The following is a 14,621-nucleotide window of genomic DNA, read 5'->3' as shown; positions in this document are numbered from 1 at the left end:
ACGCTAGGAAGTTCTTAGGGATTTTTCCCCCGAATGGCGAGGGTCCGCAAAACCGTCGGGAAAACCCTTGCCCTCCAGCCGGAATTTCACGTTTTATACGGGCAGGCATAAGGATAAATCCGAAATCCCCTGAACGGAGTTAATCCCAAGCTTATCCACAGACCTACACAGGTTATCCCCCGATTTTTTTTCGAATAACCCACTGAAAATATTAATTTTAATTTGACATCCCGTGACTTATCACTGTCGGTGGATTTACGAAGTACACAGGTGGATAAATCGAGGTACAAAACAGTAATCCACAGAAAATGGTCTCCCTACTTACATCATCATCTTTCTTCTTTTCTTATTTATATTAGTAAGAAGACCCAAACCGGAGTCTGACATGACCGACCTGCTTGCCATCGCCTACCCTTGGGTAAAATCGCTTCATATCATTTCGGTCATTTCGTGGATGGCAGCGCTGTTCTATCTGCCGCGCCTTCTCGTGCATCATACGGAGCAGGTAGGCCAAAGCGGCCCGACCCATGACCTTTTCAAAATGATGGAGTTCAAGCTCGCCACAGTCATCATGCGTCCTGCGATGATCGGCACGTGGATCTTTGGGCTGGCGCTGGTTCTGACGCCCGGCATCGTTGATTGGGCCGCTGTCTGGCCGTGGACGAAGGGCGCCAGCGTGTTTGCGATGACGGGCTTTCACGGGTGGCTTGTCGGGCGTGTGCGGGCCTTTGCAGCCGGTGAGAACAGCCTAAGCGGTAAACGTTACCGGATCATGAACGAAGTACCGACGCTGCTGATGATCATCATAGTGTTCTCGGTTGTCGTGAAATTCTAAGTTGATTGACGAAACCGGCCAATCTGAGTATGTGTTTGCTGCACCCCGTCCGGGGTTTGTATTAATCTGCCCATTTTTATGACACGACCCGCCCGTATTCCGGGACCGGAACAGGATATTTCCATGACAACCGAAACACTTAACCTTGCCGATCTAAAGGCGCAGACGCCCAAGAATCTTTTGGCGATGGCCGAAGAGCTTGAGATCGAAAACGCATCCACGATGCGTAAAGGCGAGATGATGTTCCAGATTCTGCGCGAACGCGCGGATGAAGGGTGGGAAATCTCTGGCGATGGTGTGCTGGAAGTGTTGCAGGACGGCTTCGGTTTCCTCCGCTCGCCCGAGGCAAACTACCTGCCGGGCCCCGATGATATCTACGTTTCGCCCGAGATGATCCGCCAGCACTCGCTGCGCACGGGGGACACGATCGAAGGATTGATCAAGGCGCCGGATGATACCGAACGCTACTTTGCGCTGACCGAAGTGACCAAGATCAACTTTGAGGAGCCCGAAAAGGCCCGCCACAAGGTTGCTTTTGAAAACCTGACGCCGCTTTACCCAGACGAACGTCTCACGATGGAAGTCGATGATCCAACGATCAAGGACCGCTCGGCACGTATTATCGATCTGGTATCGCCCATCGGTAAAGGCCAGCGCTGTTTGATCGTGGCACCGCCACGGACTGGTAAAACCGTTTTGCTGCAAAATATCGCCAATTCGATCGAAAAGAACCACCCTGAGTGCTATTTGATCGTTTTGCTGATCGATGAACGCCCCGAAGAAGTCACTGATATGCAGCGTAGTGTCAAAGGGGAGGTCGTCTCCTCGACCTTCGACGAGCCTGCGACCCGTCACGTTGCCGTGTCCGAAATGGTTATCGAAAAGGCAAAACGTCTGGTTGAACACAAGCGCGACGTCGTAATTTTGCTGGATTCGATCACCCGTTTGGGCCGCGCCTTTAACACTGTGGTACCATCGTCCGGTAAGGTTCTGACCGGTGGTGTTGATGCGAACGCGCTGCAACGTCCGAAGCGTTTCTTTGGTGCCGCGCGTAATATCGAAGAGGGCGGGTCGCTGACCATTATCGCGACCGCACTGATCGATACCGGCAGCCGCATGGACGAAGTCATCTTTGAAGAATTCAAAGGGACCGGTAACTCCGAAATCGTGCTGGATCGCAAGATCGCAGACAAACGCGTCTTCCCTGCGATGGATATCCTCAAGTCCGGCACGCGGAAAGAAGATCTGTTGGTCGATAAAATCGATCTGCAAAAGACATTTGTCTTGCGTCGTATTCTGAACCCAATGGGTACCACGGATGCAATCGAATTCCTGATCGGGAAATTGAAGCAAACGAAGACAAATTCCGATTTCTTCGACTCGATGAACAGCTAAATATTCACTTAATTCAGTGGGTTAAATGATATGGATACGATATTCGCCCAAGCCACAGCGCAGGGGCGGGCCGGTGTTTGCGTCATTCGTATCTCGGGCCCGCAGGCTTTTTTAATCGCAAATACCATCGCATTGCCCCTGCCAGTAGTGCGCCAAGCCGCGGTTCGCGCGGTCAGCGACGCCGAGGGGCAAATCCTTGATCGCGCGTTGGTTCTCACGTTTAAGGGGCCTAACAGTTTTACCGGCGAAGACACGGTAGAGTTGCACCTACACGGCAGTATTGCGGTAGTGCGGGCTGTGCTACGATTACTCTCCGGCTTCGACAACGCTCGCCTCGCGGAACCTGGCGAATTTACGCGTCGAGCGATGGAGAACGGTAAGCTTGATCTCACCCAGGTCGAAGGCTTGGGGGATTTGATCGAGGCGGAGACTGAGGTTCAGCGCAAGCAAGCGTTACGCGTTCTGTCCGGTCACTTGGGCCAGAAAGTTGACATCTGGCGCGAAAAACTAATACGCGCCGCTGCTCTGCTCGAAGTAACCATCGATTTCGCTGACGAGGATGTCCCGGTGGACGTTTCGCCGGAAGTGACTGCGCTTCTTACTGCGGTGAATGCCGACATTTCAAAAGAACTCGCAGGTACACACACCGCCGAACGGATCAGAACCGGATTTGAGGTCGCTATTATCGGACGACCGAATGCTGGTAAGTCGACTTTACTGAATGCTCTGGCGGGACGCGATGCTGCGATCACCTCGGCTGTTGCGGGCACGACGCGTGATATCATCGAGGTCCGGATGGATCTAGGCGGATTACCTGTCACACTCCTTGATACTGCCGGTCTACGAGAGGGCGCCGACGAGGTTGAAGCGATCGGAATTGACCGCGCTAAACATAGAGCTCAACAGGCAGACCTACGGGTCTTTTTGGTTGAGCAAGGCGAGGAGCTTCCTGTTTCTCTTATCCCCGATGATATTATCTTGCGTCCGAAGGCCGATCTTTTAGACGACCCAAAGGGGGCAATATCAGGTGTCACCGGGCAGGGCGTAAAGCAACTCGTTGATAGAATTCAAGAAATTCTAAGTGTTCGGAGCTTGAACGCCGGATTGGCCACGCATGAGCGTCATCGCGTTGCATTGCAGAAATCTGCCGAAGGTCTGGCATCTGCGATGTTGGTACTGGATCATGGGCCTGATCAATATGATATAGCGTCAGAAGAACTGCGCCATTCGATTCGTGCGCTTGAGGCGTTGGTTGGTCGGATTGACGTGGAAAATCTGCTAGATGTAATCTTCTCGAGCTTTTGCTTGGGTAAATAGATTGGAAAGTTTCACGTGAAACATTTTGATGTCATTGTTATTGGTGGTGGGCATGCCGGCGCCGAGGCTGCGCATGCGTCGGCACGTTTAGGTGCAAGTACCGCTTTGATAACAATGTCGCGCGATGGAATCGGCATGATGTCCTGTAACCCTGCAATCGGCGGATTGGGAAAAGGGCACCTTGTGCGCGAAATTGACGCGATGGACGGCGTGATGGGCCGAGTTGCGGATAAGGCCGGCATTCAGTTTCGTCTTCTTAATCGTCGCAAGGGCCCAGCCGTACAGGGACCGCGCGCCCAAGCAGATCGCGCCATATATCGTCGCGAAATGCTTTCAGAGACCGAACAGCAAGCCAATCTTGAGATTATTGAGGGTGAAGTCACCGACTTTATCGTTACAAACGGGAGCGTAGGCGGAGCTGTACTGTCCGATGGATTGAAAATTTCTGCGGCGGCGGTTGTTCTGACCACTGGCACGTTCCTTCGCGGCGTTATTCATATCGGTGATGTGTCACGCTCTGGTGGCCGAATGGGCGATAAGGCCTCCGTTGATCTCGCAAAACGTATCGATTCATTTGACCTGCCACTTGGGCGTTTGAAGACAGGAACGCCACCGCGGCTAGATGGTCGGACCATTGACTGGGAGAAGCTTGAATCCCAGCCAGGGGATGCCGAGCCTGTGCTTTTTTCGTTCCTGTCTAAAGCGACATCAGCGCCCCAGATTGCTTGCGGCATCACCCATACGAATGAGAAAACGCACGACATTATTCGCAGCAACCTCGCGCGTTCCGCGATGTATGGCGGTCATATAGATGGTGTTGGCCCGCGCTATTGCCCCTCAATCGAGGATAAGGTCGTAAGGTTTGCCGATAAAACCTCTCATCAGGTGTTTCTAGAGCCTGAGGGCGCTGACGACCACACCATTTATCCGAACGGTATTTCTACATCTTTACCCGAAGATGTGCAGCTTGAGTACGTACGTTCTATGGTTGGATTAGAGCGGGTTGAGATTATCCAGCCTGGTTATGCGATTGAATACGACTACGTAGACCCTCGGGCCCTTGACCTGACGCTCGCCGTGCGAAGCGTGCCGGGCCTTTTCTTGGCGGGTCAGATTAACGGAACGACCGGTTATGAAGAGGCTGCTGCGCAAGGATTGGTCGCTGGGTTGAACGCCGGGCTACTGGCTCAGGGCAAGGAGGCAATTACCTTTAGCCGGTCGGAATGCTACATCGGCGTGATGGTTGATGACCTTACAACGCGAGGTGTAACCGAGCCCTATCGGATGTTTACATCGCGAGCCGAATTCCGCCTTTCGCTTCGCGCGGATAATGCAGACCAGAGATTGACGCCGATTGCTATGGCATTGGGTGTCGCCGGTGCGGAGCGGATCGAGAGCTTTGAGACTAAGATGGCCAAAATCGAAGACGCCATGGAGATACTTACCAAGTCTGCTTACGCCTCTAAGACCATTGAGTCTGCTGGGATTAAGGTTAGCCAAGACGGGTCCAAGCGAACCGGCTTTGAGCTTCTGGCGTTCCCAGATGTGACGTTCGAACACCTCATTAAGATTAGCCCTGAGCTTGAGATTATCGAGCCCCAAATTCGGCGACAGGTCGAACGCGACGCACTGTACGCACATTACATTGTGCGGCAGAAGAGGGATATAGACCTTCTACAGAAGGACGAAGCACATGTTATTCCTGTTGAATTTGATTATAGCTCGATAGATGGGTTGTCTAATGAACTGAAATCGAAACTGTCGCTTTCCCGGCCCGGAAACCTTTCACAGGCGGCCCGGATTGATGGCATGACTCCATCTGCGCTAACACTGCTACTATCACATCTAAAACGTGACAGCCGAAAGAAGTCAGCATAATGATCGGATCAGATGGCGATGTTTCACGTGAAACATTGAATAAGCTTCAGCATTTTGCGGGTCTCGTAGAAAAGTGGACAGTGAAGATCAATCTCGTTTCCAAGGCAAGCGTGTCCGAGCTTTGGGATCGGCATATTCAAGATTCTATTCAGCTTTACGCCCACGCACCAAATGCAGCCCATTGGGTCGATTTGGGAAGTGGCGGCGGGTTCCCGGCAATAATACTAGCCTTGATGGCAGAGCAAGAGGGACGGGATACTAGGTTCACCCTGGTTGAAAGCGATCAGAGAAAGTGTGTATTTCTGCGCACGGCAATTCGTGAGCTTAGTCTCAGCGCGTCGGTGGTAAATGACCGGATTGAATCAATCGAGCCGCTATCGGCAGATGTGCTTAGCGCACGAGCTCTCGCTGATCTATCTACCCTAATGGGATTTGCCAGCCTTCATATGAGCCCATCTGGAACTGCGCTCTTTCCGAAAGGCGAAAATTGGCGCGAGGAGCATAACGCGGCGAATTTGAAGTGGGCCTATACCTACGAGGCGATCCCGAGTAAGACGAACAGCTCAGCTGCAATCCTTAAGATCAAGGAAATCAATCATGTCTGACCTGTCTAGGCCATCAGGACCAAAGATTATTGCGATTGCGAACCAGAAAGGCGGCGTGGGAAAAACCACAACGACGATAAATTTGGCTGCCGCATTGGTCGAGCAAAAGCAACGCGTTCTCGTGATCGACCTTGATCCGCAGGGGAATGCCTCAACGGGTTTGGGTATCGAACTCGATGATAGAGAGTTTACAACATACGAACTGCTGCTCGAAGATATCGATTTGGACCAAGTTATCATGTCAACCGAGACGGAGGGCCTGCACATCGTTGCTGCGACGGTCGATCTCAGTTCGGCTGATATGGAGCTAATCTCTAACGAAAAGCGAAGCTTTCTATTGCATGACGCATTGCGTCAAACCCAAATGGACAGCTACGCCTTTGACTATATCTTAATCGACTGCCCCCCATCGTTGAACCTGTTGACGGTGAACGCGATGATCGCGGCGCATTCAGTTCTGGTACCACTGCAAAGCGAATTTTTTGCTTTGGAAGGGCTCTCGCAGCTTATGCTTACAATCCGAGAGGTCAGGCAGAACGGTAATAAAGATCTTCGGATCGAGGGGGTTCTTCTGACGATGTATGATCGGCGAAATAATCTGTCTCAACAGGTTGAGCAGGACGCCCGAAGTAATCTGGGTGAACTGGTATATAGGACTGTCATCCCGCGGAATGTCCGCGTCAGCGAGGCACCAAGCTACGCGATGCCGGTTCTTAGCTATGATAGCGGATCGAAAGGTGCCAAAGCGTATCGCGATCTCGCGCGAGAAGTACTGGCGAATAGTGTTATATAAATAAGGGGTCAGGCAATGGCAGATAGAGACAAACGACGCGGTTTGGGTCGCGGATTGTCGGCTTTGATGGCAGATGTAGCGGAGACACAAACGGTGGCATCAGAAGGCGCAGCGGAACAGTATGTTCCGATCGAAAAAATCTCTCCTAACCCGGAGCAGCCGCGCAAGCGATTTGATCCACAGGATCTGGAGGATCTTGCGAATTCGATCCGAGAAAAAGGGGTCATCCAGCCGCTGATCGTGCGCCGCCGCGAGGACGGAACATTCGAGATCGTTGCTGGCGAACGGCGCTGGCGTGCGTCGCAAATGGCACAGCTGCACCAGCTGCCGATCATTGTCCGCGAATTTACCGACGTCGAAGTTCTTGAAGTCGCGATTATCGAAAACATTCAGCGCGCGGACCTCAACTCGATCGAAGAGGCTGCAGGTTATCGCCAGCTGATGGATCGTTTCGGGCACACGCAGGAAAAAATGGCCGAAGCCCTGGGTAAAAGCCGAAGCCATATTGCGAACTTACTGCGGCTTTTGAACCTGCCTGAAAATGTGCTGGAATTGGTGCGGCAGGGTGATCTGACGGCTGGACACGCACGGACCTTGGTTCCGTCAAAGAACCCCGAAAAGCTTGCGAAGCAGATTATTGCGGGCGGCTTGTCGGTACGGGCTGCCGAAGCTTTGATTAAGAAAGAGCATCAGGCAGAAAATGGTGGTGTCGAAAAACGCACCGCTCGACCGACTGGTGAGAAAGATGCAGACACCCGCGCACTTGAAGGCGATCTTTCGGCAAATCTGGGCCTGAAAGTAACGCTGAACCATAAACCCGGGCAGGAAGCCGGCCAGATGGTACTGCATTACACGACCATGGATGAGCTGGACGAACTCTGCCAACGTTTGTCGGCTTCTTAATCGGACAATAGCTCGGCCAGGATAGCGTTCAGCACCATAAAACCCTGATGAGTGACAAAAAGCTGATCATGAACCCTAGAAATCATCCCGATGTCCTGCATCTGGGTGATTTTTTTTGTCGATAGGGGGGCACCCGCAAGGGCCTCGTAACGTCGAAGGTCAACACCTTCTTTCAAGCGTAGGCCCATCATCAGAAACTCGCTGCCTTGATCCTCGGTGGTAAGCAGCTCGCGGGGTTTTTCTGTGGCCCCACTTACGCTCGCGTCGAGCCAGCGTTTGGGGTTGCTGAAGCATTCGGTCGCAAATCGATTGCCATTCTGGGTCAAACGTCCATGCGCCCCGGGGCCGATACCCAGATAATCGCCGTACCGCCAGTAGATGAGGTTATGCCGCGATTGGGCGCCGTCGCGCGCATGGTTAGACACCTCGTAAGATGGCATGCCCATCTCTCCGCAGATGTCTTGGGTTGCTGCATACATATCGGCACCAAGGTCATCAGTGGGAAGCCCGCGAAGCTTTCCGATCGCGTAGCGATCCCCAAAGGCGGTGCCTTGTTCGATCGTCAATTGGTACAAAGACATATGGTCTATCGCGAGGGATAGGGCCTGCTTCAGTTCGGCCTGCCAGTCGACCAAAGTCTGGTTCTGACGCCCATAGATAAGATCAAAGCTGACGCGGTCGAATGTCGTGCGGGCAATATCGAACGCTGCCAGTCCCTCTGCGATGGTATGAATTCGCCCAAGCCGTTTCAGGTCAGCGTCGTTCAGCGCCTGTATCCCCATTGAAATACGGTTAACGCCGGCCTGCCGGAAAGCGGCGAAGCGATCGGCCTCGACCGAGCCTGGGTTCGCTTCAAGGGTAATTTCCAAGTCATTAGCTGTTGGCCAAAGGCGCCGAATTGCGGCAATGACGTCCGCGACGACATCAGGGTCCATCAAGCTTGGGGTGCCGCCGCCGAAAAAGACAGCGTTCAACACACGTCCTTGGGTTTCGGCTGCGCCGCGTTCCAGCTCTGACAGGTAGGCGTCACGCCAAGCGCGTTGGTCGATTGAGCGACTAACATGGCTGTTAAAGTCACAATAGGGGCATTTAGCCTCGCAAAAAGGCCAATGGATATAAAGGCCAAAGCCGCCCTGACGCCAATCCTCAATCAAAGCAGGCAGAAATCAGTTTGGCGAAAGCATCCGCACGGTGGCTGATTGCGTTTTTCGCGTCGGCGGACATTTCGCCGAAGGTTTGGTTGTGCCCATCGGGTTGGAACATCGGATCGTAGCCATGACCGATTTCGCCACGGATTGGCCAAACGAGGGAACCGTTAACCCGACCTTCGAAAATCTCTTCGTGGCCGTCTGGCCAGACCAACACCAATGTCGCGCAGAACCGAGCACGACGGGGATGGGGGGCGTTTGCCTCTTCCAACAGGTTATGGGTCTTGGTCATTGCCATGACGAAATCACGCCCGTTCGGCGTTTCGGACCAGTCGGCAGTGTAGACACCGGGGGCACCGTCCAGCGCTTCGACCTCTATGCCGGAATCATCCGCAAGGGCAGGGAGGCCTGTTGCCTCGACTGCCGCACGTGCTTTGATGCGGGCATTGCCGATAAAAGTGCTTTCGGTTTCTTCAGGTTCGCCCAGGTTCATCTCGGCGGCACCTTTGACAGAGACGCCGAAGGGGGCGAAAAGCTCTGTCATTTCTTGCAGTTTGCCCGCGTTGTGGGTGGCGACCAAAATCTGGTCGCCAGTAAATTTGCGGGTCATGCGGTGGCTGCCTTTTGCATCTCAACCAGCTCTGCCACGCCCTTTTCAGCGAGGTCCATCAGCTGGTTCATCTGGTCGCGTGAATAGGTAGAGCCTTCGGCGCTCATCTGGATCTCGATCAGTTTGCCAGTGCCGGTCATGATAAAGTTACCGTCAACGCCCGCTTCGGAATCCTCGGGGTAGTCGAGGTCGAGCACGGGCTGTCCCGCGTAAATACCACAGCTGATCGCCGCGACCGGATCAACCAGCGGGTCGCTGATGACATCGCCGGCCTTCATGAGTTTGTTTACCGCGAGCTTCAATGCGACCCAACCGCCAGTGATAGACGCACAACGTGTGCCACCGTCGGCCTGCAGCACGTCGCAGTCGATGGTGATCTGGCGTTCGCCCAAGGCACTGCGATCCACACCGGCGCGCAGGGCACGACCGATAAGACGCTGAATTTCAACGGTGCGCCCGCCTTGTTTGCCCATCGCGGCCTCGCGGCGCATACGGGTGTTGGTGGCGCGCGGCAGCATGCCGTATTCGGCGGTGACCCAACCCAGACCGGAGCCTTTGATAAACGGCGGCACGCGGTCTTCGATCGTTGCTGTACACAGCACGTGGGTGTCGCCCATCTTGATCAGGGCCGATCCTTCGGCGTGTTTGGTAAAGCCGGTTTCAATCGACACGGCACGCAATTCATCAAGTTTCCGACCAGAGGGGCGCATAGGTAATTCCTTTTCCATTTGCCTTTGGGGATAACTCTGCGTTGCGGCGCGATGCAACCCCGATTGACGTTTGCCCCCTGACGCACATACTTCTGCCTATATGGACAAAGCACCAACAGTTTTAGAAGAAATGAATGATCGCTCGCGTGAAGTTTTCCGCCGCGTGGTCGAAGGCTATCTGGCCAATGGGGACCCTGTGGGGTCGCGCACGCTGACCCGTGATTTCAGCGAAAAGGTCAGCGCAGCCACCATTCGCAATGTGATGCAGGATCTTGAATATATGGGCCTGCTTGGCAGCCCCCATGTCAGCGCGGGCCGTATCCCGACGCAGATGGGCCTGCGGATGTTCGTTGATGGCATGATCGAGATTGGCGACCCGACAGAAACCGACCGCGAAAAGATTGATGCGACCGTTGGCAACAACAACGCCGATGTCGGCGGTATCCTTGATCGCGTGGGGTCGGCATTGTCCGGCGTGACACAAGGCGCCTCGCTCGTGCTGACGCCAAAGCACGAGGCGCCGATCAAGCATATCGAATTCGTTTCACTGTCTCACGACAGGGCGCTGGTCGTTCTGGTGTTTTCGGACGGTCACGTGGAAAACCGCTTGTTCACCCCCCCGCCGGGCCAGACCCCCAGCAGCATGCGCGAGGCCGCGAATTTCCTGAACGCGCTGGTCGAGGGGAAGACCATCTCGGAATTGCAGCGCACCATCGCGCATGAGATCAGCCAGCGGCGCCAGCAGATCGACATTCTGGCGCAGCAACTTGTCGAAAGCGGGCTGGCCTTGTGGCAGGGTGAGGGCGAGACACCCGAGCGATTGATCGTGCGGGGGCGGTCGAATCTGATCAACGCCGAAGGCGAGGCAGAGAACGTCGAATTGATCCGCCAGCTGTTTGACGACCTTGAACGCAAGCGGGACATCGCCGAATTCCTCGAATTGGCCGATGCGGGCGACGGTGTGCGCATTTTTATTGGTTCTGAGAATAAACTTTTTTCACTTTCGGGTTCCTCTCTGGTGGTTTCCCCTTATATGAACGCTGATCGTAAGGTGATCGGGGCGGTCGGAGTGATCGGCCCCACGCGCCTGAATTATGGACGTATCGTGCCGATTGTGAATTACACGGCGCAGCTGGTTGGAAAGCTGATTTCGAACCGCAGCTAGAGGTGAATTATGGCAGAGCCGAAAGAGAACGAATTTCTGGATGATATCGATGACGCAGAGGCCGAGGCCTATGCTGATGAGATGGCCGAAATTGACGACGAAGCGCTGGAACTGGACGAATTGCGTGCCGAACGCGACCAGTTTAAAGACCGCTTTATGCGCGCCTTGGCCGACGCAGAGAACGCGCGCAAACGGTCTGATAAAGACCGTCGCGAGGCCGAGAACTATGGCGGGTCAAAGCTGGCCCGCGACATGTTGCCGGTTTACGACAACATGAAACGCGCATTGGAAGCCGCCACGGAAGAGCAGCGCACCATATCTGGTCCGTTGCTGGAAGGCATCGAGCTGACGATGCGTGAATTGCTGAGCGTGTTCAAAAAGCACGGCATGGAAGTTATTGCACCTGAAGTGGGCGAAAAATTTGATCCTCAGCATCACCAAGCGATGTTCGAGGCCCCCGTGCCTGGTACCAAAGCAGGCGATATCATTCAGGTAGCCGCGGAAGGTTTCATGTTGCACGACCGTTTGCTGCGTCCGGCGCAGGTTGGCGTATCCTCTACCCCCGCAGGGTAAACGCCCGGGATAGAGCGGCCCTTCGGGGAGGATTTAAATCCATTTGGAAATGAGGGAGGCGGTCAGTTTTTGGCCGCCTCTTTTAGTTTGTACATCCATTCGAGTGCTTCACGTGGAGAGAGCTCATCGGGAATGATGTCTGCCAGCGTCTCTTCCAGCTTTGAGGTCTGTTTCGGTTGCGGCGCGGGTGTAGGCGCCACGGCGAACAGCGGCAGGTCGTCAATCAAAGTCTTCTGGGTTGCGCCGCCTTCGCGTTCGCCTTTTTCCAACGCTTCAAGCACGACGCGGGCGCGGGCAATGACGGAGGCAGGCAATCCGGCAAGCTGCGCAACCTGCACGCCATAAGACCGATCGGCAGCGCCCTTTTTGACTTCGTGCAGGAAGATAACCTCGCCATCCCACTCCTTGACTGCGACGGTGGCATTATCGACCCCGTCCAATTTGTTCGAAAGGGCGGTCATCTCGTGGTAGTGCGTGGCAAAGAGCGCACGCGAACGGTTGATGTCATGCAGATGTTCCAGCGTGGCCCAAGCGATGGACAGGCCGTCATAGGTCGCGGTGCCGCGCCCGATCTCATCCAGGATCACCAGCGCACGATCGTCCGCCTGATTGAGGATCGCGGCGGTTTCGACCATTTCGACCATAAACGTGGAACGCCCCCGTGCCAGATCGTCAGAGGCGCCTACGCGGCTGAAAATCTGGCTGATCAGGCCGATATGGGCGCTGGCGGCAGGCACATAGCTGCCCATCTGGGCCATCAAAGCGATGATCGCGTTCTGCCGCAGGAAGGTCGATTTACCCGCCATGTTGGGGCCGGTCAGCAGCCAAATGTTCGCGTTGTCACCATCGGCCGACAGGGTGCAATCGTTGGCAATAAACGGGCTGCCCGATTGCTGGGCCAAAGCACGTTCCACTACGGGGTGACGGCCACCCTGAATGTCGAAGGCACGTGAATTATCGACGCGGGGTTTCACCCAGTTCTGAGACTGTGCAAGCTCGGCCAGTCCAGCAGCCAGATCAATTTCTGCCAGTCCGGCCGATGCCACGCCGATGGGGCCTGAGTGGTCCAGAATGGCACGTTTCAGCGTTTCATAGAGCCGCTTTTCGATCTCTAACGCATGGTTGCCCGCGTTAAGGATCTTGGTCTCCATTTCAGAGAGCTCCACGGTTGTGAAACGGACCTGATTGGCCGTGGTTTGACGGTGGATAAAAGTATCCGTCAGCGGCGCCGACAGCATCTTTTCGGCATGGGTCGCTGTGACCTCGGCAAAATAGCCAAGCACATTGTTGTGTTTGATCTTGAGCGTAGAGATACCGGTGAGCGTGACGAAATCCTGTTGCATCTGCGCAATGACACTGCGGCCTTCGTCGCGCAGGGTGCGCACTTCGTCGAGCTCGCTGTTGTATCCGGGCGCGATAAACCCGCCATCGCGGGCGAGCAGGGGCGGCTCTGCGATCAAGGCTTCGTCCAGCAGGTCGATCAGGTCGTCATGGCCGGAGAGCCCTTTGGCGGCTTGGGCCAGCAGATCAGGTAGGGTGGCGGTTTGCATTTTTTCTGCCAATTGCCCTGCTTCGGTCAAGCCATTGCGGAGGGCTGCAAGGTCGCGGGGGCCACCACGATCAAGCGACAGGCGCGACAGGGCGCGGTCCAGATCAGGCACATTGCGCAGGTGCTGGCGGATATCGCTACGGATGGTCGGCGTATCATAGGCAAAGGAAATGGCGTCCAGACGGGCTTGAATCGTCTCTAACACACGCGAAGGCGACGAAATGCGCCGTTCGAGCAGACGCGCACCACCTGCCGTTACAGTCTTGTCCATCACCGACAGCAGCGTGCCCGAACGACCACCCGTCAACGCGTGGGTCAGTTCAAGGTTGCGCCTTGTGGCGGCGTCGATCTGCACGCTGCGTGCCTCTGCTTCTTTTTGCGGCGGGCGGAGCAGGGGCAGTTTGCCTTTTTGCGTGATCTCAAGGTAGTCGATGATCGCGCCCATGGCGGAGATATCGGCGCGTTCAAAGCTGCCGAACGCATCCAGAGACCCGATACCGAACAGATCGCAGACCCTTTTTTCGGCCCCGCTGCTATCAAAGGCGGAACGGGCGATTGGAGTAAGTGCGATATCAAAATCTGACACTAAATCGCGTAAATCGGCCTCTTTCGCTTCTGACACGATCAGCTCTGACGGGGCCAGACGTGCCAGTTCGGGGCCGAGACGCGACAGGGTCAGGGGCATCACGTGAAACGCGCCGGTAGAGATATCAACCCACGCCAATGCATGGCCGTCGCGTACCTCTGCAAAAGCTGCAAGATAGTTGTGGCGCCGCGCTTCGAGCAGGGATTCTTCGGTCAAAGTACCGGGGGTGACCAGCCGCACGACATCGCGTTTGACCACCGACTTATAGCCGCGTTTTTTTGCCTCTGCCGGGCTTTCCATCTGTTCGCAGACCGCGACGCGAAACCCCTTGCGGATCAGCGTTAGCAAATATCCTTCGGCGGCATGTACCGGAACGCCACACATGGGGATATCTTCGCCGCCGTGCTTGCCGCGTTTGGTCAGGGCAATGTCCAGCGCCTCTGCTGCCGCGACGGCATCGTCAAAGAACATCTCGTAGAAGTCGCCCATACGGTAGAACAGCAGCGCTTCGGCGTACTGGGATTTGAGCTCTAGATATTGCGCCATCATTGGCG

General features: G+C 55.1%; 13 protein-coding genes. 9 read left to right on the top strand and 4 right to left on the bottom strand.

The window, feature by feature from the left end; translation table 11 throughout:
* The first annotated feature begins 385 nt into the window (after nt 1–385).
* From E5180_RS12395 to E5180_RS12365, 7 genes are all read left to right on the top strand, one after another.
* On the top strand, nt 386–835 hold the full coding sequence (locus E5180_RS12395) for a CopD family protein (RefSeq protein ID WP_138924640.1): 450 nt from the start codon (nt 386–388) through the stop codon (nt 833–835).
* A gap of 123 nt (nt 836–958) precedes the next feature.
* Nucleotides 959–2,230, top strand: coding sequence for a transcription termination factor Rho (gene rho, locus E5180_RS12390; protein WP_138924639.1), 1,272 nt, complete (start codon nt 959–961; stop codon nt 2,228–2,230).
* A gap of 30 nt (nt 2,231–2,260) precedes the next feature.
* The gene (gene mnmE, locus E5180_RS12385; protein ID WP_138924638.1) at nt 2,261–3,547 is read left to right on the top strand and encodes a tRNA uridine-5-carboxymethylaminomethyl(34) synthesis GTPase MnmE; all 1,287 of its coding nucleotides are present in this window, start codon (nt 2,261–2,263) and stop codon (nt 3,545–3,547) included.
* Nucleotides 3,548–3,562: 15 nt separating this feature from the next.
* On the top strand, nt 3,563–5,425 hold the full coding sequence (gene mnmG, locus E5180_RS12380) for a tRNA uridine-5-carboxymethylaminomethyl(34) synthesis enzyme MnmG (RefSeq protein WP_138924637.1): 1,863 nt from the start codon (nt 3,563–3,565) through the stop codon (nt 5,423–5,425).
* Nucleotides 5,425–6,030, top strand: a complete 606-nt coding sequence (rsmG, locus tag E5180_RS12375) for a 16S rRNA (guanine(527)-N(7))-methyltransferase RsmG (RefSeq protein ID WP_138924635.1) — start codon at nt 5,425–5,427, stop codon at nt 6,028–6,030. Before mnmG ends, rsmG begins: the two co-directional genes overlap by 1 nt.
* Nucleotides 6,023–6,823: a ParA family protein gene (locus E5180_RS12370; protein ID WP_138924633.1), complete on the top strand. Its 801-nt coding sequence runs from the start codon at nt 6,023–6,025 to the stop codon at nt 6,821–6,823. Before rsmG ends, E5180_RS12370 begins: the two co-directional genes overlap by 8 nt.
* Before the next feature lie 15 nt (nt 6,824–6,838).
* Nucleotides 6,839–7,726 (top strand): ParB/RepB/Spo0J family partition protein, encoded by an 888-nt coding sequence (locus E5180_RS12365; RefSeq protein ID WP_138924632.1) that lies wholly within the window; start codon nt 6,839–6,841, stop codon nt 7,724–7,726.
* Here E5180_RS12365 and hemW read toward each other — a convergent pair.
* Genes hemW through rph form a run of 3 tightly spaced genes read right to left on the bottom strand, consistent with a single transcriptional unit; the run spans nt 7,723 to nt 10,194 of the window.
* Nucleotides 7,723–8,880, bottom strand: coding sequence for a radical SAM family heme chaperone HemW (gene hemW, locus E5180_RS12360; RefSeq protein WP_138924631.1), 1,158 nt, complete (start codon nt 8,878–8,880; stop codon nt 7,723–7,725). The two genes, E5180_RS12365 and hemW, sit on opposite strands and share 4 nt — an antisense overlap.
* Nucleotides 8,873–9,484 carry an RdgB/HAM1 family non-canonical purine NTP pyrophosphatase gene (gene rdgB / locus E5180_RS12355; protein WP_138924630.1) on the bottom strand — a complete coding sequence of 204 codons (612 nt, stop codon included), beginning with the start codon at nt 9,482–9,484 and terminating at the stop codon, nt 8,873–8,875. The genes hemW and rdgB overlap by 8 nt, the downstream gene beginning before the upstream one ends.
* Nucleotides 9,481–10,194, bottom strand: a complete 714-nt coding sequence (gene rph / locus E5180_RS12350) for a ribonuclease PH (protein ID WP_138924629.1) — start codon at nt 10,192–10,194, stop codon at nt 9,481–9,483. Before rph ends, rdgB begins: the two co-directional genes overlap by 4 nt.
* A 130-nt stretch (nt 10,195–10,324) precedes the next feature.
* Between rph and hrcA the strand changes: the two genes are divergently transcribed.
* Both hrcA and E5180_RS12340 read left to right on the top strand, forming a co-directional pair.
* A complete protein-coding gene (gene hrcA, locus E5180_RS12345) occupies nt 10,325–11,359 on the top strand; it encodes a heat-inducible transcriptional repressor HrcA (RefSeq protein ID WP_138924627.1) in 1,035 nt (344 codons plus the stop codon).
* A 9-nt stretch (nt 11,360–11,368) separates the two neighbouring features.
* On the top strand, nt 11,369–11,932 hold the full coding sequence (locus E5180_RS12340; RefSeq protein ID WP_138924625.1) for a nucleotide exchange factor GrpE: 564 nt from the start codon (nt 11,369–11,371) through the stop codon (nt 11,930–11,932).
* Nucleotides 11,933–11,994: 62 nt separating this feature from the next.
* Here E5180_RS12340 and mutS read toward each other — a convergent pair whose 3' ends face one another.
* A complete protein-coding gene (gene mutS, locus E5180_RS12335) occupies nt 11,995–14,616 on the bottom strand; it encodes a DNA mismatch repair protein MutS (protein WP_138925213.1) in 2,622 nt (873 codons plus the stop codon).
* Nucleotides 14,617–14,621 lie beyond the last annotated feature (5 nt).

It is taken from the genome of Sulfitobacter sp. BSw21498, assembly GCF_006064855.1.
GTDB lineage: Bacteria > Pseudomonadota > Alphaproteobacteria > Rhodobacterales > Rhodobacteraceae > Sulfitobacter.
This window is presented reverse-complemented; position numbering and strand designations above follow the sequence as displayed.

What these genes read in the sequence shown, in the direction of transcription:
- rdgB (WP_138924630.1), bottom strand. Translation starts at nt 9,484, where the DNA reads ATGACCCGCAAATTTACTGGCGACCAGATTTTGGTCGCCACCCACAAC.
- E5180_RS12395 (WP_138924640.1), top strand. Translation starts at nt 386, where the DNA reads ATGACCGACCTGCTTGCCATCGCCTACCCTTGGGTAAAATCGCTTCAT.
- rsmG (WP_138924635.1), top strand. Translation starts at nt 5,425, where the DNA reads ATGATCGGATCAGATGGCGATGTTTCACGTGAAACATTGAATAAGCTT.
- E5180_RS12365 (WP_138924632.1), top strand. Translation starts at nt 6,839, where the DNA reads ATGGCAGATAGAGACAAACGACGCGGTTTGGGTCGCGGATTGTCGGCT.
- hrcA (WP_138924627.1), top strand. Translation starts at nt 10,325, where the DNA reads ATGAATGATCGCTCGCGTGAAGTTTTCCGCCGCGTGGTCGAAGGCTAT.
- rho (WP_138924639.1), top strand. Translation starts at nt 959, where the DNA reads ATGACAACCGAAACACTTAACCTTGCCGATCTAAAGGCGCAGACGCCC.
- rph (WP_138924629.1), bottom strand. Translation starts at nt 10,194, where the DNA reads ATGCGCCCCTCTGGTCGGAAACTTGATGAATTGCGTGCCGTGTCGATT.
- E5180_RS12340 (WP_138924625.1), top strand. Translation starts at nt 11,369, where the DNA reads ATGGCAGAGCCGAAAGAGAACGAATTTCTGGATGATATCGATGACGCA.
- mutS (WP_138925213.1), bottom strand. Translation starts at nt 14,616, where the DNA reads ATGATGGCGCAATATCTAGAGCTCAAATCCCAGTACGCCGAAGCGCTG.
- mnmE (WP_138924638.1), top strand. Translation starts at nt 2,261, where the DNA reads ATGGATACGATATTCGCCCAAGCCACAGCGCAGGGGCGGGCCGGTGTT.
- E5180_RS12370 (WP_138924633.1), top strand. Translation starts at nt 6,023, where the DNA reads ATGTCTGACCTGTCTAGGCCATCAGGACCAAAGATTATTGCGATTGCG.